Source organism: Paraburkholderia gardini (assembly GCF_907164545.1).
Taxonomy (GTDB): Bacteria; Pseudomonadota; Gammaproteobacteria; order Burkholderiales; family Burkholderiaceae; genus Paraburkholderia; species Paraburkholderia gardini.
This window is the reverse complement of the sequence record NZ_CAJQZB010000046.1, coordinates 23,523-45,500: the sequence shown is the minus strand read 5'-3', so window position 1 is coordinate 45,500 and position 21,978 is coordinate 23,523. Positions and strand designations below refer to the sequence as shown.

Sequence of the window (21,978 nt, the reverse complement as noted above, 5' to 3'; positions counted from 1 at the left end):
CCGGCGCACGCCCGTATTAACAGGGCCGACCGGCGATGAACCCGGCGGGCGGCGCGCGGGGCGCGCCGCCCATGCCGCGTCCGGGCTTCACGGCGCCGGTTGCGGCCGCAACCATCGCCGCCATCGCCGGCACGGCTACAGCCGCTACCTTCGCAATCCGTGTCCGGTCTCTTTGCCTGAGGGTTTTCTGACCTATGAGCAGTCCACCGAATGCAGGCGCTGTGCCGCCGGAGTTGCAGGCGCCTCTTGCATTGACGCCGACGCCGCCAGCAAAGGGCGCGGGCCAGTCCGCATCGTTATGGACCTGGATCGGCGTGTTGCCGTTCTTCGTCTTCGCGCTACTGTTCCTGATTTTGCCGACAGCCATTCTGGTGGTCGGTGCGTTTCAGGATCCGCAGGGTCATTTCACGCTCGCCAACTTTCGCGACCTCTTCTCGGAGGGCGTGATCGACGCGTACTGGATCAGCTTCAAGGTCAGCGCCGCATCGGCGTTCGGCGGCGCGCTCATCGGTTCGCTCCTTGCTTGGGCGGCAGTGCAGGGCCAGTTACCCGGCTGGATTCGCCCGACGCTGATGACGTTTTCCGGCGTCGCGTCGAACTTCGCCGGCGTGCCGCTGGCGTTTGCGTTCATCTGCACGCTGGGGCGCGTGGGGCTCGTCACGGTCCTGCTCAAGAAATACACGGGCCTGAATCTCTATTCGACGGGCTTCAGCATTCTGAGCTTCACCGGTTTGACGCTGACGTACCTGTATTTCCAGATTCCGTTGATGGTGCTGATCATCACGCCCGCGCTCGACGGTCTGAAGCGCGAATGGCGTGAAGCCTGTGATTGTCTTGGCGGCACCGCGTTCCAGTACTGGCGTTACGTCGCGTTGCCGGTATTGTGGCCGAGCGTGCTGGGCGCCGCGTTGCTGCTGTTTGCGAATGCATTCGGCGCAGTGGCGACCGCGTATGCGCTCACCGGCAGTTCGCTGAATATCGTGACGATCCTGCTGTACGCGCAGATTCGCGGTGACGTATTGCACAATCCGAATCTCGGTTACGCGCTCGCGCTTGGCATGATCCTGGTGACAGGCATCTCGAATGGCGGTTATATCTGGCTGCGTGCACGCGCTGAAAGGGGGCGTCGATGAATTCCCGGTCACGTGCGGGGGCGTGGGTTGCCATCGTCGTCGGTTCGCTGTATTTCCTGATTCCGCTGATCGCGACGTTCGAGTTCAGCCTGCGCATGAAGCGCGGTGTGTACAGCTTCGAAGCGTACAGGGTGGTGCTTGGCGATGCGCATTTTCAGGCGTCGTTTGGGTATTCGATCCTGATGGCGTTGCTGACGATCGTCGTCGGCATCCTGCTGGTGGTGCCGACGGCGTACTGGGTGCAGTTGCGTCTGCCGAAGCTGCGGCCGGTCGTCGAATTCATCACGCTGCTGCCGCTCGTGATTCCGGCGATCGTGATCGTCTTCGGCTATCTGCGCATGTACAACAGCAGTTCGATTTTGCCGCTGACCGGTAACGAACGCGCTACCGACCTGCTGCTTGTATTCGGATACGTGACGCTTTCGCTGCCGTATATGTACCGCGCGGTCGATGCCGGTTTGAGCGCGATCGACGTGCGCTCGCTGACCGAAGCCGCCGAATGTCTCGGCGCGAGCTGGCCGACGATCCTCTTCAAGGTGATCTTTCCGAATATCCGCTCCGGCATCCTGTCGGGCGCGTTCCTGACGTTTGCCGTGGTGATCGGCGAATTCACGATTGCGAGCCTGCTCGACCGGCCGGCGTTTGGCCCCTACCTGCAGTTGATCGGCGCGAATCGCGCATATGAACCTTCGGCGCTCGCGATCATCGCGTTCGCGATTACGTGGGCGTCGATGGGTCTGATCCAGGTGTTCGGCTCGGCCCGCAGAACGAGTCGTGCTCCTGCGCTCGCCGCACAGAAACCCTGATGAATGAAGGCGTCCGCCATGGCATTCCTTGAAATAGAAAACCTGCACAAGACCTTTGGATCGAACACCGCGCTGCATCGCTTCGACATGAAGATCGAGCGTGGCGAATTCGTCACGTTCCTCGGGCCGTCGGGTTGCGGCAAGACGACGGTGCTGCGCATGATCGCGGGCTTCGAAAGTCCGACGCGCGGCACGATCCGCCTCGATGGACGCGACGTCACGCATCTGCGCACACGTCAGCGCAAGGTCGGCATGGTGTTCCAGTCGTATGCGCTGTTTCCGAACATGACGGTGGCGGCCAACATCGGTTTTGGGCTGCGTGTCGCCGGGCGGCCGGACGCGGAAATCCGCAAGCGTGTCGATGAAATGCTGGCGCTGATCAAGCTGCCGGATCTCGGCGACCGTTACCCGTGGCAGATGTCAGGCGGACAGCAGCAGCGTGTCGCGCTGGCGCGCGCGCTTGCCGGCAAGCCGCAGGTGCTGCTGCTCGATGAACCGCTGTCGGCACTCGATGCGAAGATCCGTATTTCGCTGCGTCAGGACATTCGCATGCTGCAGCGTGAACTCGGCATCACGTCGATTTTCGTGACGCACGATCAGGAAGAAGCATTGTCGATCTCCGACAGGATCGTCGTGATGAACGAGGGGCGCGTCGAACAGGTCGGCACACCGTCGGAAATCTATAACTATCCGCGCACGCGTTTTGTGGCTTCGTTTGTCGGCACACTCAACATCCTGACGGGACATGTGGTGGACCCCTCCACGGGCAGGATGGCCGTCGAAGGACAGGAGCTGATCACGACCCAGACGCTTGCGCCGGACGACGCTGGCAGGAAGCGCATGCTTGCCTTGCGGCCGGAAGCGATCGTGCTGGAAGCGCCAGCGCCTGGCCGCAATACGCTGGCCGCAACGGTCGAGGACGTCAGTTTCCTGGGGGCTGTCGTGCGGATTCGCGCGCGCGTGCAGGAAGCGGTCATTTCGCTCGATATCTTCAACGACCCGAATCGCAGCCTGCCGGAGCGCGGCCAGCCAGTTGCGCTGGGTTTTTCCCACGAAAATCTGCTGGTGCTCCAAGAGGGCGCCTGATTTCGGGGTGGGCCGCTACTGCGCGCTTTCCTGCCGTTTTCTGTGTTCAAATGGAACCGCCGCCGTTGTCCACAGCCGGAGGTTCCCGTTTTATGTCTGCCCCGCAAGCAGGACCGTTGTGCGCCTTTGTCGCCATGCTTCGTGTAGAGCAGGCCAGTCTGACCGAGCGCTGGATGAAGGCGGTGTTCCGCGACGACGTTCTGAACGACAGCGACAAGCTCACTTACGAGCAGCTCGCCGACCATCTGCCGAATGTTTTCGACGAAATCGGCGTCGCGCTGGAAAACGAGGACCTCGACAAGGTCGAGCCCGCCATCGAGCGTAACGCGCGCCTGCACGGCAAGATGCGCTGGCGTCAGGGCTACCGGGTCGACGAACTGGTGCGCGAGCTCGAACTGTTCCGTCAGGTGCTGACGGGCGCGGTCATGCAGTTCGCCGAGGCCCATCCCGAGTTCACGCGGCGCAGCGAGGAACGCGCGCGCTACTATATCGACGAGGCACTCAGCTTCGTCACGCTGACGTCGATTCGCGAAGTCATGACCGAGCGCGACCGCAAGATCGACGAATACACTGGCCGGCTCGAACGCGCCAACCATGAGCTGCAACTGAAGCAGCATCTTGTCAGCGACCTGTATGAATCGCGCATGCAGATCACACGCAGCGTCGTGCACGATCTGCGTAACTTCCTGAACGTGTTTTCGATGGCGCTGCAACTGGCTGCCCGCACGCCGTCCAAGACGGAAACCGCGCTCGCGCTCGCCAACCGTCAGGCGGCCGACATGAAAGCGCTGGTCGACGAACTCGTCGAGTATGCGGTCGTGCTGCGCGACGCGGATACGGTCGCGATCGAGGTGTTTTCACTGCGTGAGCTGTTCGACGAACTGGTCGCGTCGTGCCGGCCTCCGGTCGAGGCGAAAGGCTTGCGGTTCGCGACGTCCTTCGACGGGCAGCTGGCGGTCGTGTCGTCGAACCGCCTCAAGCTGAAGCAGATCGCACTGAATCTGCTGACTAACGCCGCGAAGTACACGAAGACCGGCCAGATCGGCCTGACGATGACCGGAGACGGCGACGATCACTGGCGGCTGCGTGTGTCGGATACGGGTGTCGGTATCGGCCAGCACGATCGCGAACGCGTCTTCGAGGAGTTCGAGCGCATTGCGGGCGACGACGTGCCGGGCGTCGGGCTTGGCCTCGCGATCGTCAAGGAGCTGTGCCGCGTGCTGGATGGCGAGATTCACTTCGATTCGCGCGAAGGTCTCGGCACGACGTTCGAGATCCGCTTTCCCATGGTGTTAAAACTGAAGGATTGAACCGGCGGGCGTGCGTCGGGCGACGCCGGGCGCGCGCGAATGTTCGCTGGACCGCACATCGCGGGGTGGAATGCGTGCCAGAGCACAGTCACCGTATCTATCAGATGTCATGCTGGTGAAGCTACCAGTCTTGTGACCGAACTGTTCAGATACGGAGTTCAGATGGCACTGCATCGCGACCTCACCGATGCGCAATGGAGTAGCGTGGAAGGACTCTTTATCGCGTTTCGCGCCCGCAAGGATCCGCGCGGGCGGCCCACGCGCAACACGCGCATGGTACTGAACGGCGTGCTATGGGTGCTCACGAGCGGTGCCGCATGGGCCGCGCTGCCCACGCGCTACCCGGACTACCGCACGTGCCATCGGCGCTTCAAGGGATGGTTCGATTCAGGCGTTCTGCAGCGTGCGATGCACGACCTGTACGGCGAGACCGGCGACGCGATGTGCGAAGCCGTCATTGCGCGCATGCATCGTCCGCAGCCTGGGGATCGGGGCGCGTCGGGCGGTACACCGGCTTCGGGGCGCGGGCGGGATCGTGCACGACCCATGGCTCGCGCGGTCGATTGATCATCGCCGCGGGATTGTCGCCATCGACACGGGCAATGCGCCCAAACCGGCAAACAGATCCAGCAGGGGCGCGTGAGCCGCGCCCCTTTCCACGTGGTTCACTGTCCGGCGACGAAACGCCGGACCTCGCACTTACTTTACCGCGTTGCCTTCACGCGTGACTTCGGCTGCGGTAGCCGACACGAACACCGCGTGTACCGTATCGCCGACCTTCAGCTTGTCGATCGAAACGTCCGGCGCCACTTCGAGCGTTTGCGTGCGATTCGGGCCGCGCAGCGTCACGAGACGCTTCTTGCGGTCGATCTTCTGCACGGTGGCCAGCACTTCGACGCGGCGTGCCGATGCCACGACGCCTTCCGAAGCCGGTATCGCCGCGGTCGTCTCGACGCGTTCACGGATACCGCTCGCCTGCGTCTTGTCGACAGCCAGCAGGATCGCGTTTTTGTACGCGATGTCGACCTTGTCGCCGAGTTGCAGCTTCTTCACGTCACCGACCTGCGGGTCGACGTCGACCACCGCCGCGTTGCCGCGCGGCCCGCGCAGCGTGACGCTGTTCGTCACGGTGTCGATGCCGATGACGGTCGCCTGAACGTGTACGAGTGCGGCGCCGCCGATGGCTTTCTGTCCATCGGTCGAACCGGCGTTCTGTGCGAATGCCGGCCAGGACAGCGCCACCGACAACAGCATGGCTGCCTTGATCGCCGTCGTGCGTTTCAGGCCGGTTTTCAGGGGTGACTTCATGACTGCTCCTTTTGCGTTACTGCGTTGTGTTGCGAGAGATACGTAACGTGCGGGCCCGGGTGCGGTGTGCGGCAGTCCGCCGTGAAAACCATCTGCACCCGTAACGCCTACTGGAACGTGGCACTGACGGAAAGCAGGACCGCGTTGCCCTTCGGGCGTGCCTGCACTTCGAATTCATTGACCCAGCGCAGCGACGCCGAGACCGGCGTCTTGTCGATTGCGCCGGACCACGTCACGATCGGGCCGATACCGAGTGAATGGCCGCGCGCGCCGTCCGTCTGACTGGCGAGGCCGCCGGTGTCGTCGCCGAGCTGCTGGATCCAGCCGCCGACCACGCCGACGCCCCAGCCGCCCTTGAAGCGCTTGAGCGCGAGCAGGTCGAGCACGCTGAGCGGTGCGTTGTGATAGTTGGTGGCACTGTTGGTTGTGTAGAACTCGACGCCGTAGTTCGCCGACAACTCGATTTCCTGCGCGGGGAAGAGCTTCGTGTACGAGATGGTTGGCGTGAACGTCCACGTGTTCTGGCCCGCGTTCGCAAGACGGTTCGGGTTGTAGGCGCCCGTCGGCGCGTAGATCTGGACGCTTAACGCGACGTGATCGGTCTTCGTCAGGTGATAGCCCGCCACGACCGGCGTGAAGAAGATATCGGCAAACTGGGTGGCATGGTCGTCAGGCAGGATTCCGTGAAACGACGACGCATTCGTGTACTGCACCGGCACGCCGAACGACGAAGCGAAATTCCATCCGCCCGCGGTGATGCCCCACGTCTTGACCGCATTCGCGATGCTGTACACGATCTGGTAGTTCAGACCGGCTGTGATCGTGCCCGCAACCGGCAGCGTCTTGCTCGCGCCGAGCGAGCCCTGGTAGTAGATCGTCGAGAGCGACACGATCCAGTCCGAGGTGGGCGGCACCACGCCGGCGTATGGCATCACCTGCATGCCGGTGATCGGCCGGCCGACACCGCCTTCCGTTGCGTGAGCCTGCTGCGCGAAGCTCAGGCCCGCGATCCCCACAGCCAGCGTGACGTTAATGCCGGCGCGTCGTGCTTCGTGCATCGGGCGTCCGAAGTATCGAATGATATTTTTCATCCTGGCTTTACTCCCTGTAACTTTTCCGTGTTCGCATCGTGACTGAACTGTATCGCCGCGATCCTGCATGTGAGCCCTTCGCGGAAGAAACTCCGGACGGACGGTATTTCACCTGCGAGGAACGCCATCGTGTATGCGTTCGCGCCGTTTGGTGGCTCGCCCGATGCATCGTCGTCCAGATAAAAATAGCGTGTTTCGTTCGTCATGTTGATGAAAATATTCGACTGGGCCGTGCTCATGCGCCGCGCCGTCCATCTGACATCAGCCTTTTTTCGGCTCGGGAAATTTCCAGCCGCCATCGAACACGGCCTGCCCGGGGCCGTAAATGCGCATGATCACGGTGTAAGGGCCCTGCGGCGCGGGCAGCCAGTTCGCCTCTTTCGCTGCACCGGGAGAAGTGTGCTGGACGTAGATGTCGAGCGAGCCGTCGGCGTTGTATTTCAGGCCCTGGGTGCGGTCGCCAATCGAATACCGACTGATCGGATTGGGTACAAGATGGCGCGCCGGCAGGTCGTACATCGTCATTGACCAGAAGAACTTCGCCGGCGGCAGATCCGTTTTGTCGAAGTGAATCACATACGGCTGCGACCCGACCAGCTGCTGATGGTCGCCGTCCTGACGCGTGCCGACGTAGACGGCCTCTTCCTTCGTGTTGCCGTAGATTCCCATCGCCGCCGCGACGGCCCGCTTCATGTAGTCGCCCTTGAGCGCTTCGCGGGTGCCGAAGATATCGAACGAGCTGGTGGTGTGGTTCACGGCGTCCGCAAGCGCCGCCTTGCCATCGGCGACGCCGCCTTCGATCGCCGCGCGCGTGCCGGGCGGCAACGCCGCCGCGTTGAACGGCTTGCCCGGCGCGATGCCGATCTTCGCGAAGCGCTCAAGCAGTTCCGTTTCGGACGGCGCCGGCGGCTGCGTGAACGTCAGCAGGAAATTCAGGTACGCGATGAAATCGATCGATGTCGCCTTCGCTTCATCCCATTTCGGGAAGTCCGGCCGTGGCACGGCTGGCGGCGGCGCGGTGTGTTCGAATGCCGACAGCGGCGTCAGTTTGTAGCCTTTCTGGACGGCCTGCACGTTCTTCACATCGCCCGGGCCGTTGAGCGCGGTGCGCCCGAGTGCCAGGACGATATCGGTTTCCGGGCGCAATACCTGGTCGATCCCCCTGGGCGTTTCGCCTTTCCAGTCGGGACCGGCGAGCAGGTAATGACCCGCGCCGTTGCCGGTGGTGCGCGATCCGATATAGGCGAAGTTGTATGTGAAGAGATCGACCCACTGGAACACGTAGTAGCGGTTGTCCGGCACCTCGGGCACGGTTAGCACCCACGGCTCACGACGCAGGTCGAGCCACGCCCACGAATAGGGCGTGTCGTTGTTCGGCGTGACGATTTCCCTGTTCTCGGGACCGTAGGGCTGCGAGTAATTCCGGAACCGGCCGAAACCGCCCACGTACGACTTCGACGTCGGATCGACGGCCTGCTGGTACAGCGTCTTGTAGTTGAAGAGCATGGGGTACGCGTAGATGAACGCGTCCTTCGCGATGGCGCGCGCTTCGTCCGGCGAGACGGCGTTCTGCACCTGGGCGATTGCGGCGCCGCCGATCATGAGACTGGCTCCGAGCGCTGCGGCATGCATGAAATTCGACAGTTTCCTCACATCGATCACCTTGTCTGAAACGGTTTGCTGGCCGGGTGACGCGCTCGCGCTGCGCCACCCATATGCGTCGCACTTACTTGCCAAACGTCATGTTCAGCCCGGCGAAAATCGTAAACTGCGGCACGCCCGCACCTGAATGGGCGATGGAGTACTGCGGTTCGATGAAGGCGTTATAGATGGTGGATCCGCCTTTCCATGCCTTGCCGGCACCGAGGCCAACCGGGATGTAATAGCTGCCGTGCTGGAGGTCGAACGTCCATGTGCCGGTCGAGCGGATATACCAGCCGCCCGGCAGGTTGAAAATGCCGAAGGGCTGCGCGGTGAGCGACTGCGTGGTCGGCCGGCTGCTCTGGCCGGCGAACGAGTGTTGCCACTGGACCAGCGCGCCGAGCAGCCGCGCTTTCGTCGCGCTCACGGCGACCGCGGCGAGACCCGCCTGCCATTTGCCCGTGCCGAGGCTTGGGTCGGTTGCGGTGGGCATGGTGACGAGTGGTCCGACGCCGACCTGGAACTCACCCTGACTCAGCAGAAGGATATCGAACAGGTTGATGTCGCCGAGGCCGGTGTTGTAGCCGCCGCTCGGGTCAGGGCGCGTGCTGATGGGCACCGTGCCGCGGAAAATCTGTGGCACGCCGATCAGCCCCGGGCCTACCGGCACCGTGGGACGTAGCAGCAGATCGTTGGTATGAGCGCTCCCGCCAAACACGCTCGGCGTGTAGAAATTCTGGACGTTGAACGAGGCAGCGAGATTGAGCGGGTTGTTACTCTTGTTGGCGTCTTCCGCGGTCTGCGCGTGTGCGCCCTGAGCGATAAACAAGATTGAAAGTAGCGACACCCGGAAAAACCGGCGAGCAAGGTTCATGTTTTATATAGAAAATACGGACGCGCCGAACGCAGCTACCCATTTGCTTTCGCAAACCAGATTAAACAATACGCATATCAACTGGAGCGATAATCGGCCGCACAAGGACCGATTCCGCTGAGGTCGTGGCAGAATAAAATCTTTCAGTAACTGAAATGACTGTCTGCAGACCGGCTTTGCGGTCAGCCGGTTATGAAGGTGTAGGTAGAACCGTTCTCACGCACATATAGAGAGCCTCCTTGAGGGGTAGACAGTACCTGATGCGGCGAAAAAAATGGGTTCGCATGTCCCGACGGTTCGCAGATATTAGCAAACGTTCAAATACGTTACACGCATAATTTGTAACACGGCCGAAAATTTTAACGATCGAGAGGATTATTCCGACTTAGGTACCTTGAGTCAAGGCGATGATTGCACTGGCTTGATATTTCTCAGTGGACGTGAAGACGATGGGGTATTTAAGATTTTTCCAGCAGAACCGAATCGAAAATTCAAAATAAAAAAGCCGGGCATCAAGCCCGGCTTACTGTAAATAACTTAAAAGAAACGTATCTAGCTGAAGAGCTTCATTGCCTGAATCAGCGTGTTCACAACGCCCCACGCCAGGGGAATCAGCACATAGGCCCAGAAGACCACCAGTTTGCCTTTGCTGGTCGGGTGCACGGTGTTCGATGCGGTCATGTCGGTCTCCTTACTGGCCGGCGAGCTGTGTTTCGCTCATATGATGTTTGTCGTTCACGCGCTTGACGAGCAGGTTGCAGACAAAGCCCACTATCAGCAGCACGGTCATGATGTGCACGGTCATCGTGTACGCATCGGCCTTGGCCACGCCATGCGCAACCTGATAGGCGCGGATGTAGTTGACCAGCACCGGGCCCGCCACGCCAGCCGCCGCCCACGCTGTCAGCAGACGGCCGTGAATGCCGCCGACGAACGCGGTGCCGAACATGTCCGCGAGATACGCGGGAACCGTCGAGAAGCCGCCGCCATACATCGAGATAATCAGGCAGAACGCCAGCACGAAGAGCGCGATGTTGCCCGACGCGGCGAAGCCTGGCACCGAGTAGTACAGCACGGCGCCGAACACGAAGAAGACGTAGTACGTATTCTTGCGACCGATGAAGTCCGACGCCGACGCCCACACGAAACGGCCGCCCATGTTGAAGAGCGAGAGCAGCCCGACGAAGCCGGCAGCGGCGCCCGCTGTCACGGTGTTCTTGAAGCTCTCCTGGATCATCACCGAAGCCTGGCCGAGAATGCCGATGCCAGCCGTCACGTTCAGGAACAGCACCAGCCAGATCAGATAGAACTGCGGCGTCTTCAGCGCCTGATCGATGTGCACGTGGTTGCGCGTGATCATCTGGTGCGACGTTTCCGGCGGTGTCCAGCCGGCCGGCTTCCAGTCGTGCGCCGGAATGCGGATCGCAAGGGCACCGATCGTCATCGAGATGAAGTATGCGATGCCGAGCACCACGAACGTTTCGGCGACGCCGATGCTCGTTGCGCTCTTGAAGTGGTTCATCAGCGCCACCGACAGCGGCGCTGCGATCATCGCGCCGCCACCGAAGCCCATGATGGCGAGACCGGTCGCCATGCCGCGGCGGTCCGGGAACCAGCGGATCAGCGTCGAAACCGGCGACACATAACCGAGCCCAAGCCCGATGCCGCCAATCACGCCGTAGCCGAGATAGAGCAGCACGATCTGATGCAGCCACACGCCCACGGCAGAGATGATGAAACCGCCGCCGAAGCAGCATGCCGCCGTGATCATCGTGCGACGCGGCCCGACACGTTCGAGCCACTTGCCGGCGAATGCGGCGGACAGGCCGAGGAACACGATGGCGAGCGAGAAGATCCAGCCAAGGGTCGTGAGCGTCCAGTCGTCCGGTGCGGATTGCGTGATGCCGATCACTTTCGTGAGCGGGCCGTTGAAGACGGAGAACGCGTAGGCCTGGCCGATACACAGATGCACGGCGAGCGCGGCGGGTGGAACCATCCAGCGGGAAAAGCCTGGCTTTGCGACGGTAGCCTGTTTGGAAAAGAAGCCGGACGAGCCCGGGCTCTCCGGGTGGTCGGTCATGCTGCTCATGGTCGGTCTCCGTTAAGGGGTAACTGATTGATACTTATCGGCTCTGTTGCGCTTTTTCTTTAGCGCCGGTCTTCGAGTCCTGTGCGTTGCGCGCTCCACAATATGAGGAGCGGCCCGGGTTGGCAATATGAGACGCGAATGCATAACGGGTTTGCCCGAAGGAACCCACAGATGAATCGAAACCTTGCGGACAGCGCGCCACACGACGTTTTTGCGACCCACATAGTGTGATTTGCGTTCTGTTTTCAGGGGTGGATTCAGATACCGGGACGCTTAGGGTTTTGGAGCATGCAGATTGCCGGGCGCGTGTCGCTAGCAAGACGTGCAAGACCAAACCAGTGAGGAAGCGCATGATCAGAAAACTGTCTATCCGGGCGACGTTGACCGCCGTTATTGGCGTGTTGTCGCTCATGTCGATCGCGATCGGTGCGATGGGCATTGCGGGGACGCGCATGAGCAATGTCGCGCTGCAAAAAATGTACAGCGATGACACGGGCGCACTGGTCGCCCTGCATCAAAGTTCGGAAGAAGTATTGCGTGCGCGTTTGCTGATGAACAGCTATTACGCGCTCTATGGTCTTGGCGAGCCGGACCCGGCGCTCCTCGATGAGTCGCATCGCGCGGTCACTGTCGCCGATGCGGCGTACAAGCGCTTCGACGGCATCGCCAGACAGGACGACAATCTGCGTGCCGACGTGGAGAGTCTCGCCGTCACGCGCACGAAGCTTGTTTCGCAGGCGTTGCTGCCGGCGTTCAAGGCGCTCGATACCAATGACTTCATCTCGTTCAAGCAACTCCAGGGCAAGGAGACCGAAGCGATCGCCGGCCAGTACGCGCGCGCCGTCGCCTCGCTCGAAGCACGTTTGATGCAGCGTCAGGAGGGGCGTTTCCTGAAGGCGCAAAGCCGCTTCATGCTGACCGTGCAGGTGCTGGTCGGCGTGACCGTGCTGCTGCTCGCCGTGAGCATCGCCGGTCGCATGACGTTGATGCGCGCGATCATCCGTCCGGTCGAACGTGCGATCGCACAGTTTCGCCTGATCGCGGGCGGCGATCTGTCGGGCGAAATTCCCAACGAACGCAACAATGAAATGGGCGCGTTGCTGGGCGCGCTCAGCCAGATGCAGGACGGCCTGCGCCGTACGGTGGTGACGGTGCGCGGTAGCACGGATGTGATCCATACGGGCGCGCAGGAAATCGCGCTTGGCAATACCGATCTGTCGTCGCGCACGGAACAGCAGGCGGCGGCGCTCGAGAAGGCCGCCGTCGGCATGGAAGAGCTGACGATCACCGTGCGCCAGAACGCCGACAACGCGAAGCAGGCCAACGAGCTGGCGCAGAAGGCGTCGGAAACGGCCGTCGCGGGCGGCGGCGTGGTGCACGAAGCGGTCAGCACGATGCGCGACATTTCGCGCGACTCGCAGCGGATCGCCGAGATCATCGGCGTCATCGACGGCATCGCGTTCCAGACGAATATCCTCGCGCTCAACGCAGCCGTCGAATCGGCGCGTGCGGGCGAGCAGGGAAGAGGCTTCGCCGTCGTGGCCGCCGAAGTGCGCAGTCTCGCGCAACGCACGGCAGCGGCGGCGAAGGAAATCGCTTCGCTGATCGGCAGTTCCGTTGAGCGGATCCGCTCCGGCGAAGCGCTCGTGGAGCGCGCGGGTGTCACGATGAGCGACGTCGTCGCTTCCGTGCAACGTGTGACGCTCATCATGTCGGAAATCTCGAGCGCCGCGGAACAGCAGCATCACGGCCTCGAGCAGATCAACGTCACGGTCACGCAGATGGACCAGTCGACACAACAGAACGCCGCGCTCGTCGAACAGGCCGCGGCGGCGGCGGAATCTCTGCGGGCCCAGTCGAAGCTGCTGAAAGAAGCGGTCTCCGTGTTCCGCCTGGAGACGGTCGCGATCGTCTGACGCGGGCGACTTCTGCGGTGCGCGTGGTTTCGCGCGCGCCGGGCCGGTTCTCCCCACTGCTTGTGCCTCGCCGGGCGCCCGCACGCAACCTCGCTGCGTTGGCCTGCGCATGTTGCGACCCCATCGCGCGTCGGATCGCATGTCAGCATGCCAGTCAGCGCGCACCGCGAGCGCGCATCCTTCCTACCCGTGCTACCGTGTGCCTGTGTTCTAGAAGCAACAGTCTGTGATATATCACATACGAAATATTGATTTTTGCGGCAATGCAGCATATGATTGAGTCATTCACTCACTCATTCGGAGCTTCAAATGGATTTTGTTTCTCTGTCGCTGCTTGCCATCGGTGTGGTTGGTCTGGGTTCCGCTGCCACTGTTTTGCTGACAAAATGGATTCCGCAGCCGGTTGCTGAACTTGCCGCGCTGCACGGCCGTTATGTCGGCCTCGGTGAAGCGGCCTCTGCCGCGAAACCGCATCGTGAGCGTGTTCAACAAGAGGCGATGAATGTCGTCAGAACTTCAAACTGAAATAGTGGCTACACCCGCCGTTGCACTTCCGGTCGCATCGCTGACGCTGGCACTCCAGCCGATCAATGCGACCGCCAGCCTGCGCGACCAGGCTTACGCCATGCTGCGCCAGGCCATTGCGGACGCGGATATTTACCAGTCGCGCGAGGAAATCCGCCTCGACGAACGCGTGCTGAGCGAAACGCTCGGCGTGAGCCGTACACCCGTTCGCGAAGCGATGACGCTGCTGGAGCAGGAGGGCTTTTTGCGCATGGTGCCGCGTCGCGGGATCTATATCGTGCGCAAGAGCAAGCGTGAAATCGTCGAAATGATCCAGATGTGGGCCGCGCTCGAAAGCATGGCCGCGCGCCTCGCCACCCAAAACGCGACGGACGCGGAAATCGCGCATCTGCGCCACATGTTCGATCATTTCCGCGATGCCACGCCGGCCGAGCACATCGCTGAATACTCGGACGCGAATATCGCGTTCCACCAGGCGATTGTGGAACTGTCGAAGTCGCAGATCATCCTCGAAACGATCAAGAACATCTTCATCCACGTGCGCGCAATCCGCCGCATGACGATTTCGCAGAGCGACCGCGCGTCACGTTCCATCGTCGATCATCTGCGGATCATCGAGGCGCTCGAGCAGCGCGATACCGAACTGGCCGAGCGTCTGACGCGCCAGCATTCGCTGGATCTCGCCACGTTTGTCGAGGCGAACTGCGATTTTCTCGACTGATCGGTTCACTGAAGATCAGCTTCAAGGCAACAGGGCCAGCGGTGGCGTCACCGCTGGCCCTGTTGCTGTTTACGCCCCGTAAATGTGGCTGCCGGCTTCATCTCATACCACGCACGATCCGGTAAACGCCGGGAAAGCCCTCCCTTGACGCCTCATGAAATCTGGTATGTGATATATCACAACGAATCGTGAATGAATGCGGCTCGGTATTTTCCCCTGGTCAAGACATGGAGACGTGACGTGCATCCGGCCGGAAACCCAGGCCAGACGGCGCCAGAGCGGATATTTGACCAGAAAGGCAGCAGCGAAAATACGCTTGAATGAATGTGATATATCACATACCGTGTCGGTCAGGGCAGGTCGATCTTGCCGCGGATCGCAGTCATGCACGACGGACCGGTGTACACACAGAACGCATACATCATTGAAGGAGACATGACATGGGTAAAGCGCTCGACGGCGTGAGGATTCTCGACTTCACACATGTGCAGTCGGGTCCGACGTGCACGCAGTTGCTGGCATGGTTCGGCGCCGACGTGATCAAGGTGGAGCGGGCCGGTGCAGGCGACATCACACGTGAGCAGTTGCGCGATATTCCGGACGTCGACAGCCTGTATTTCACGATGCTCAACCACAACAAGCGCTCGGTCACGATCGACACGAAGAACCCGGAAGGCAAGCTGGTTCTCGAAGCGCTGATCCAGAAATGCGACGTGCTGGTCGAGAATTTCGCGCCGGGCGCGCTCGATCGGATGGGCTTCACCTGGGAGCGCATCCAGGAACTCAATCCGAAGATGATCGTCGCGTCCGTGAAGGGCTTCGGCCCCGGTCCCTACGAAGACTGCAAGGTTTACGAGAACGTCGCGCAATGCGTGGGCGGCTCGGCGTCGACAACCGGTTTCGACGACGGTCCGCCGGTCGTCACCGGCGCGCAGATCGGCGATAGCGGCACGGGGCTGCATCTCGCGCTCGGCATCGTCACGGCGCTCTATCAGCGCACGATGACGGGGCGCGGCCAGAAGGTGCTGGCGGCGATGCAGGACGGCGTGCTGAACCTGTGCCGCGTGAAGCTGCGCGACCAGCAGCGGCTCGAACGTACCGGCGTCATGAAGGAATATCCGCAGTACCCGAACGGCACGTTCGGCGAAGCGGTGCCGCGCGCGGGCAATGCGTCGGGTGGCGGCCAGCCGGGCTGGATCCTGAAGTGCAAGGGTTGGGAAGCGGATCCGAACGCGTACATCTACTTCATCACGCAGGCGCCGGTGTGGGCGAAGATCTGCAACGTGATCGGCAAGGAAGAATGGGCCACCGATCCCGACTACGCGACACCGGCGGCGCGTCTGCCGCGTCTGAAGGAAATCTTCGCCGAGATCGAACGCTGGACGATGAGCAAGACCAAGTTCGAGGCCATGGAAATCCTCAACGGGCACGACATTCCGTGCGGCCCGATCCTGTCGATGAAGGAAATCGCGGAAGAGCCGTCGCTGCGCAAGACCGGCACGATCGTCGAAGTCGATCATCCGACGCGCGGCAAGTATCTGACGGTCGGCAATCCGATCAAGCTGTCGGACAGTCCCACTGAAGTGACACGCTCGCCGCTGCTCGGCGAACACACCGACGAGGTGATGGCTGAACTCGGCTACTCGCTGGAGCAGATCAGCGCGCTGCGTGTGGCCGGCGCCATCTGACGCTTTCGTTCATGCGGGAAGATCGAACTTCACTCACAGGGAATTGATCGTGGAAACCTGGATGCGCTTCAAGTCGAATGGCGGCAACATCGTCTTCGGCCGTGTTGAAAACGGCTATCTGCACGAATACGCAGGTCTTCATCATCCGGTGCCGACGGGCGCCGTGCTATCGACGCGCGCGCTCACGCAGATCGCGCCCTGCGCGCCCGGCAAGGTCGTCGCGCTGTGGAACAACTTCCATGCGCTCGCCGCAAAACTCGACAAGCCGGTGCCGTCGCATCCGCTCTTTCTGATCAAGCCGGCGGAATCGGTGATCGGGTCCGGCGATCCGATCCGGCGCCCGGTCAGCTACGCGGGCAAGATCGCCTACGAAGGCGAACTCGGCATCGTGATCGGCAAGCGCTGCCGCAACGCGAGCATCGAGGAGGCCGCGGCGTCGATCTTCGGCTACACGATCGTCAACGACGTGACGGCGGCCGAACTGCTCAACGAGAATCCGCACTTTCCGCAATGGTGCCGCGCGAAGGGCTTCGATACGTTTTGCTGTGTCGGTCCGGCGATCGTGTCGGGTCTCGACTGGCATGCGTGTCACGTCGTGACGATGGTCGACGGCGTGGAGAGGCAGAACTATCCGTTGTCGGACATGGTGTTTTCGCCGGCGGAGCAGGTCAGCATGATTTCTCACGACCTGACACTGGAACCGGGCGACGTAATCGCCTGCGGAACGTCGATTGGCGTCGGGTCGATCAAGGATGGCGCGACCGTTACGGTTTCGATCGAAGGCATTGGTACGTTGAGCAATATCCTCGCCTTGACGGGCAAGGGCACAGAACAGGCCGCTATCACGGCCGCGAGTATTTCCGTCTGATCTGGGCGACGCCGTACCACGGCGTCGCGGGAGGAGGAGACATGCCGGAAGAATCAGGCAATGCCATCTATGCAATTGTCGGCGTTCTGTTGATTGTTGCAGGTGCAACGTTTTGCGCGCGGACGGTTCGCCACCGCGACCTGCTGCACAGGCCGGGTTTCCTGACACTGCTTGGCAGCGGTGTCGGGCTGATGGTGACCGGCGCGGGCTTCGCGCGCTATCTGCTTGCCACGATGCCGGTGGGCATCGAACGCGTCGAATCATGCGTCGCGGTGTTTATCGGCGGACTCGTGTTTGCCGGCTGCGCGATTGCGTTCTTCAAGCTACACGGCCTGCTCGTGGATCGTAACGCTGCGTTTCCCGGCTACAAGATCGTCAACATCGTCGCGCTGCTGCTGTGTGCGTGGCTCGGCTACGCGTTCGTGACGGAAGACACCCATAACTTCGACGTGGCCGCGCTCTTCGCGATGAGTCTGCTTGCCGCCGCGCTCGGCGCGCACATGATGACCGCCGCCGATCACGAACCCCATGCGCCCGCGTTCGCGATACCCGGTGCGCGTGTTCATGCGCGCTGCGGCGTCATGCACCGGCGCGGCATCCTGGAGCGCATCGAATGGCGCGGTGACCCTTCACACGTTGTACCCGGCGACGATTTCTCGACGCCTTGCTGGTCGCTGCGCGACGAATGCGGCGTCCAGCGCGCGGGCGCGTACCGGCGCGACGTCGAATGGCGGTATCGCGGCAGGCAGCGTTATCGCGCGATGCGTCACCCGGTGGGTGCGCCGCCGAAGTGAGCAGGAATGAGAATGCACGCGCACTGCATGAGGCGCGTGCAGGCAGGGTTGTATCGAATCACGCGCCGCGTGCCGGCGTGAAGGCATCGAAGTACTGGCTCTTCGTCTGCAGGATCAGCCGGGCCAGAAAGTCGGCGTCGTAGGCCTTGTGCAGATGGGCGTGAAACCGCTCGATATACGCGGTAATACGCGCGAGTTCGCAGTTGAACTCGTTGAGCGCATCGAGCGTGTCGCGGTCCCAGCGGAACCGCAAGCCGAGGTCGCTGAATGCCGCGTTCCATGCGCTTAAGTGCGCATCGTCAGGACTGTCCGCAATGACGCGGCCAGCACGCGAGGTGGTATGAGACTGAACCGAAGCGTGGTTGATCATCATCGGGCTCCCAGGCGGTCGAGTGAAATGACTCGACTCAAGCATAGGCATGCGCACCGATCGGCAATAGTTAAAGTTTTATTGGAAAACCATACGCTATCGCTTATACACGCCCGAATCCTTCAGGTTGGTGATCTGTTCGATGAGGTTCGCGCCTTCTTCCATCAGGAAGCGCTTGAACGCTTCGGCGACGGGCGGCAGGCGCTTGTTCTTGCGATGCACCACGTACCAGTTGAGCATGACCGGGAAGCCTTCCACGTCCAGCACGGCGAGATTGCCGACCTGCAGTTCGAGGCTGATCGTATGCGCGGACAGAAACGCGATGCCCATGCCCGCGATGACCGCCTGCTTGATCGTTTCCGTGCTCTTGATCTCCATCGCGATCTTCAGATTCGTGAGCCGGCCGGCGAAGCCTTCTTCCATCGAATTCCAGGTGTCGGAGCCGCGCTCGCGCACGATGAACGCCTCGTTCGCCAGCTGGCTCAACCTGATGTTGCTCTTTCTTGTGAGCGGATGGCTGGGCGGCGCGACGATGACGTAAGGGTGCGGCGCGAACGGCTCGTTGACCGAATCCATTTCGTGCGGCGGACGAACCATCACCGCGAGATCTGTCTGGTTGGTCGACAGCTGGTGCAGCAGTTCCTCGCGGTTGTGTACCGCAAGATTGAGCGTCACGCCCGAGTAGCGGCGCGTGAATTCGGCCAGCAGGCGCGGAAAGAAGTAGTCGCCGGCGCTGATCACCGCCACGTTCAACGTGCCGCCCGAGACGCCTTTAAGCCGGCCCATCGCTTCGTCGACTTCGTGGAACTGCTGGATGATCGCGCGGCTGTAGTGAAGCATCTCCGTGCCGGCGGGCGTCAGGTAAATCTTCTTGCCGAGCTGCTCGAAAAGAGGGAGCCCGGCGTGATCCTCAAGCTGACGGACCTGGGTGGAAACGGCCGGCTGCGTGAGATGCAGTTCCTCTGCCGCGCGCGAAAAACTGAGGTGCCGCGCGACCGTTTCGAAGACCTTCAACTGGCGAAGTGTTGCGTTTCTCATCGTCATTGGCCGATGTATAAGCAAAGGTGAATCTACATAATAACAAACTTTAATTATTAGTTATTGAGCAATGACCCTAGCATGGTTCTGTAAGACGACGGTCTTTCATGCGTGGTACGCCGGGTTAACGCGTAGGGGTCCGAGCATATGCAGTAAGGGTTTGATCCGGTTAAAGCAGGATAAACAAAGTCCGTTCTTTCAGTCCGATGATTTTCGCATTGCTTTTTATAAGGAATTATATTTGGGCAATGCAGGTGTCGAATATTCCCGATGGAGTTAATTTTCGGGTCTTAACTATAAGGTGGCATGGATGCAACATGGCGATCAGGCCCGTTGCACTGAATAGATAGCGGAGACAAGACACATGAACGTTCTTACCCAGCAACCGCCGGCCCCTTCTTTTATAGGGAACCGGTGGACTCAACTCGTCATTGGCATGGTGTGCATGGCACTCGTCGCCAATCTTCAATACGCATGGACGCTGTTCGTCGGGCCGATGAACGCGCGGCACCACTGGGGGCAGGCATCGATCCAGCTGGCCTTTTCGATTTTCATCCTGACCGAGACGTGGCTCGTGCCGGTTGAGGGCTGGCTGGTCGACAAGTTCGGTCCACGACCGGTGGTCGCCGTCGGCGCGCTGTGCGCGGGCGTCGCGTGGATCATGAATTCGTATGCAACGACCTTGCCTGAGTTGTACGCGGCCGCGGTGATCGCGGGTCTCGGCGCGGGCGGCGTGTATGGCACGTGCGTCGGCAATGCGCTGAAACTGTTTCCGGACCGGCGCGGGCTCGCGGCCGGACTGACAGCGGCGGGTTTTGGCGCCGGCGCCGCGGTCACGGTGATTCCGATCGCCAACATGATCACGCGCACGGGCTACGAACATACGTTCCTGTTCTTCGGTATTTTGCAGGGCGTATGCATCTTCGTGCTGGCGCTGCTGCTGCACAAGCCGGCGCCGCGTCCGGCGTCCACCGCGAAGCGGAAGTTCGCGATGAGCAAGATCGATTACACGCCGGGCCAGATGATCAAGACACCGGTGTTCTGGGTGATCTACGCATCGTTCGTCGCGGTGGCCGCGGGCGGCCTGATGGCCACCGCGCAGATCGGCCCGATCGCGAAGGACTGGGGCCTCGCCAAACTGCCGATGAACTTCTTCGGCATGACGCTGCCGCTGCTCACGATGACGCTCTCGGTCGACAACATCTGCAACGGCTTCACGCGTCCTTTCTGCGGTTTCATCTCCGACAAGATCGGCCGCGAGAACACGATGTTTTTCATCTTCATCGGTGAGGGGCTCGCGCTGCTCGGCCTGATGCAGTACGGCAGCAACCCGTATGCGTTCATGACGTTCGCCGCATTGATCTTCCTGTTCTGGGGCGAGATCTTCTCGATCTTCCCGGCGATCTGCGCGGACACGTTCGGCAGCAAATATGCGGCGGCCAACGCGGGCACGCTGTATACCGCGAAGGGCACGGCATCCTTGATCGTGCCGATCGCCTCGGTGCTCTCGGCGACGGGCGGCTGGAACCTCGTGTTTATCGTCTCGGCGGTCATCACGATCGCGGCCGGCATCTCGGCGAAGTTCATTCTCGCGCCGATGCGCTCGCGCTGGGTGGATGCGAGCGAAAACCCGGTCGTGCAGACCAAAAGCGCCTCCCGACTGAGCCACTGGCCGGAGCAGACGGGTGAATAAACCACGGCCTTTAGCGTCATGAATATCTCGCTTCATCAACTGAGAGTGTTCGTTGCGGTCGCGCGCCAGCGGAGCTTTACCCGCGCGGCGCGCGAATTCGATCTCACGCAGTCGGCGGTCAGCCGCTGCGTGAGAGAGCTCGAGGAAGCGATCGAGCTGCGGCTCTTCGACCGCACGACGCGTCAGGTCGAACTGACGACGGCCGGCGCCAGTCTCGAACGCCGTATCGGCCGTCTGCTCGACGAAATCGACATCACGCTGCGCGAGGGCCGTGCCGCGCACGAGAGCCATACGGGCGTCGTGGTGATCGCGAGCAATCCGGTGCTGTCGTCGAGCTGGCTGCCCGGCGGCCTTGCACGCTGCGCGGCCGCTTTCCCCGATCTGATCATCTCCGTCAAGGACGTCCCGCAGGCGGCCGTGCTGGCAGGCGTCGAGCATGGCGAAGTCGACTTTGGCGTCGTCTCCGATTTCGATCCCGCTGCATACACCGGCATGCACGCGCAGGTGCTGTTTTCCACGCCGCTGTGCGCGGTATTACCCGAAGCTCATCCGCTCGCACTGCGTTCCACGCTCGCGTGGAACGCACTCGACGACGTGCCGCTCGTCACGCTGAACGCGGATGCCGGCAGTCGCGCGAGCGTCGACCGCGCGCTTGGCGCGTTGCGCCCGCGTGCGCGTCCGGTTCAGGAACTGGGGCACGTGGCCGCTGTTCTGCGCATGATCGAACTCGGGCTCGGCGTCGGGGTTCTGCCTGTCGACGCACACTGGCCCGCGCATTCGGGTCGTACCGTCACCCGGCCGCTACTTCCGGAAGTCTCGCTTGTGACGATGCTCGTCCGCCGCAAGAACCGCTCGCTCCGGCCGAACGCGGAAGCGGTCTGGTCGCAGTTCTTCAAGGAAGCACACCCTCAGGGCCAGGTCGATGGCGCGGCCCCGATGTGGCCGGGCGTCGGTCCGCGCACGCTCGCGGCGATACCCGGCAATGGCACGGCGTTACGAACGCCGTAGCCCGCGCGGTCCTGTGCTT

Annotated in this window: 21 protein-coding genes; 13 read left to right on the top strand and 8 right to left on the bottom strand. The window is 61.7% G+C overall.

What is annotated here, in order from left to right:
- Positions 1–194: 194 nt before the first annotated feature.
- The 5 genes from LPA37_RS24710 (at position 195) to LPA37_RS24690 (ending at position 4,902) form a co-directional block, all read left to right on the top strand.
- Complete coding sequence (locus tag LPA37_RS24710; RefSeq protein WP_228982735.1) at positions 195–1,133, top strand: ABC transporter permease; 939 nt, start codon at positions 195–197, stop codon at positions 1,131–1,133.
- On the top strand, positions 1,130–1,939 hold the full coding sequence (locus LPA37_RS24705; protein WP_228982737.1) for an ABC transporter permease: 810 nt from the start codon (positions 1,130–1,132) through the stop codon (positions 1,937–1,939). The genes LPA37_RS24710 and LPA37_RS24705 overlap by 4 nt, the downstream gene beginning before the upstream one ends.
- Before the next feature lie 18 nt (positions 1,940–1,957).
- Positions 1,958–3,025: an ABC transporter ATP-binding protein gene (locus LPA37_RS24700; RefSeq protein ID WP_229013960.1), complete on the top strand. Its 1,068-nt coding sequence runs from the start codon at positions 1,958–1,960 to the stop codon at positions 3,023–3,025.
- A gap of 92 nt (positions 3,026–3,117) precedes the next feature.
- Positions 3,118–4,335 carry a sensor histidine kinase gene (locus LPA37_RS24695; protein WP_228982741.1) on the top strand — a complete coding sequence of 406 codons (1,218 nt, stop codon included), beginning with the start codon at positions 3,118–3,120 and terminating at the stop codon, positions 4,333–4,335.
- Positions 4,336–4,497: 162 nt separating this feature from the next.
- A complete protein-coding gene (locus tag LPA37_RS24690) occupies positions 4,498–4,902 on the top strand; it encodes a transposase (RefSeq protein WP_229013959.1) in 405 nt (134 codons plus the stop codon).
- A 132-nt stretch (positions 4,903–5,034) separates the two neighbouring features.
- Here LPA37_RS24690 and LPA37_RS24685 read toward each other — a convergent pair whose 3' ends face one another.
- From LPA37_RS24685 to LPA37_RS24660, 6 genes are all read right to left on the bottom strand, one after another.
- Positions 5,035–5,643, bottom strand: coding sequence for a copper-binding protein (locus tag LPA37_RS24685; RefSeq protein WP_228982747.1), 609 nt, complete (start codon positions 5,641–5,643; stop codon positions 5,035–5,037).
- 107 nt (positions 5,644–5,750) lie between these two features.
- Positions 5,751–6,734, bottom strand: a complete 984-nt coding sequence (locus tag LPA37_RS24680) for a SphA family protein (RefSeq protein WP_229013958.1) — start codon at positions 6,732–6,734, stop codon at positions 5,751–5,753.
- A 261-nt stretch (positions 6,735–6,995) separates the two neighbouring features.
- Positions 6,996–8,336 carry a DUF1254 domain-containing protein gene (locus LPA37_RS24675; RefSeq protein ID WP_229013957.1) on the bottom strand — a complete coding sequence of 447 codons (1,341 nt, stop codon included), beginning with the start codon at positions 8,334–8,336 and terminating at the stop codon, positions 6,996–6,998.
- A gap of 124 nt (positions 8,337–8,460) precedes the next feature.
- Positions 8,461–9,222, bottom strand: a complete 762-nt coding sequence (locus LPA37_RS24670) for a hypothetical protein (protein ID WP_228982754.1) — start codon at positions 9,220–9,222, stop codon at positions 8,461–8,463.
- A 579-nt stretch (positions 9,223–9,801) separates the two neighbouring features.
- Positions 9,802–9,930 (bottom strand): MFS transporter small subunit, encoded by a 129-nt coding sequence (locus tag LPA37_RS24665; RefSeq protein ID WP_228982755.1) that lies wholly within the window; start codon positions 9,928–9,930, stop codon positions 9,802–9,804.
- Between the two features lie 10 nt (positions 9,931–9,940).
- The gene (locus LPA37_RS24660) at positions 9,941–11,338 is read right to left on the bottom strand and encodes an L-lactate MFS transporter (protein WP_228982756.1); all 1,398 of its coding nucleotides are present in this window, start codon (positions 11,336–11,338) and stop codon (positions 9,941–9,943) included.
- 350 nt (positions 11,339–11,688) lie between these two features.
- Between LPA37_RS24660 and LPA37_RS27845 the strand changes: the two genes are divergently transcribed.
- From LPA37_RS27845 to LPA37_RS24625, 6 genes are all read left to right on the top strand, one after another.
- The gene (locus LPA37_RS27845) at positions 11,689–13,254 is read left to right on the top strand and encodes a methyl-accepting chemotaxis protein (RefSeq protein WP_324251779.1); all 1,566 of its coding nucleotides are present in this window, start codon (positions 11,689–11,691) and stop codon (positions 13,252–13,254) included.
- Between the two features lie 309 nt (positions 13,255–13,563).
- Positions 13,564–13,779, top strand: a complete 216-nt coding sequence (locus tag LPA37_RS24645) for a hypothetical protein (RefSeq protein ID WP_228982757.1) — start codon at positions 13,564–13,566, stop codon at positions 13,777–13,779.
- Entirely contained in the window at positions 13,757–14,500 is a 744-nt protein-coding gene (locus tag LPA37_RS24640) for a GntR family transcriptional regulator (protein WP_228982759.1), read from the top strand. The genes LPA37_RS24645 and LPA37_RS24640 overlap by 23 nt, the downstream gene beginning before the upstream one ends.
- Before the next feature lie 440 nt (positions 14,501–14,940).
- Complete coding sequence (gene frc / locus LPA37_RS24635) at positions 14,941–16,188, top strand: formyl-CoA transferase (protein ID WP_228982762.1); 1,248 nt, start codon at positions 14,941–14,943, stop codon at positions 16,186–16,188.
- 49 nt (positions 16,189–16,237) lie between these two features.
- Positions 16,238–17,056 (top strand): fumarylacetoacetate hydrolase family protein, encoded by an 819-nt coding sequence (locus tag LPA37_RS24630; RefSeq protein ID WP_228982764.1) that lies wholly within the window; start codon positions 16,238–16,240, stop codon positions 17,054–17,056.
- 41 nt (positions 17,057–17,097) lie between these two features.
- Positions 17,098–17,850, top strand: coding sequence for an NAD(P)(+) transhydrogenase (Re/Si-specific) subunit beta (locus LPA37_RS24625; RefSeq protein ID WP_228982765.1), 753 nt, complete (start codon positions 17,098–17,100; stop codon positions 17,848–17,850).
- A gap of 58 nt (positions 17,851–17,908) precedes the next feature.
- Here the strand turns inward: LPA37_RS24625 and LPA37_RS24620 are convergent, their stop codons facing one another.
- Together LPA37_RS24620 and LPA37_RS24615 are read right to left on the bottom strand one after the other, a co-directional pair.
- Complete coding sequence (locus LPA37_RS24620) at positions 17,909–18,217, bottom strand: HAD family hydrolase (protein ID WP_229013962.1); 309 nt, start codon at positions 18,215–18,217, stop codon at positions 17,909–17,911.
- A 99-nt stretch (positions 18,218–18,316) separates the two neighbouring features.
- The gene (locus tag LPA37_RS24615; protein WP_228982766.1) at positions 18,317–19,264 is read right to left on the bottom strand and encodes a LysR family transcriptional regulator; all 948 of its coding nucleotides are present in this window, start codon (positions 19,262–19,264) and stop codon (positions 18,317–18,319) included.
- Positions 19,265–19,622: 358 nt separating this feature from the next.
- On the opposite strand from LPA37_RS24615, the gene oxlT reads away from it, so the two are divergent.
- On the top strand, positions 19,623–20,951 hold the full coding sequence (oxlT, locus tag LPA37_RS24610; RefSeq protein WP_229013956.1) for an oxalate/formate MFS antiporter: 1,329 nt from the start codon (positions 19,623–19,625) through the stop codon (positions 20,949–20,951).
- 18 nt (positions 20,952–20,969) lie between these two features.
- Complete coding sequence (locus tag LPA37_RS24605; RefSeq protein ID WP_228982768.1) at positions 20,970–21,959, top strand: LysR family transcriptional regulator; 990 nt, start codon at positions 20,970–20,972, stop codon at positions 21,957–21,959.
- Positions 21,960–21,978 lie beyond the last annotated feature (19 nt).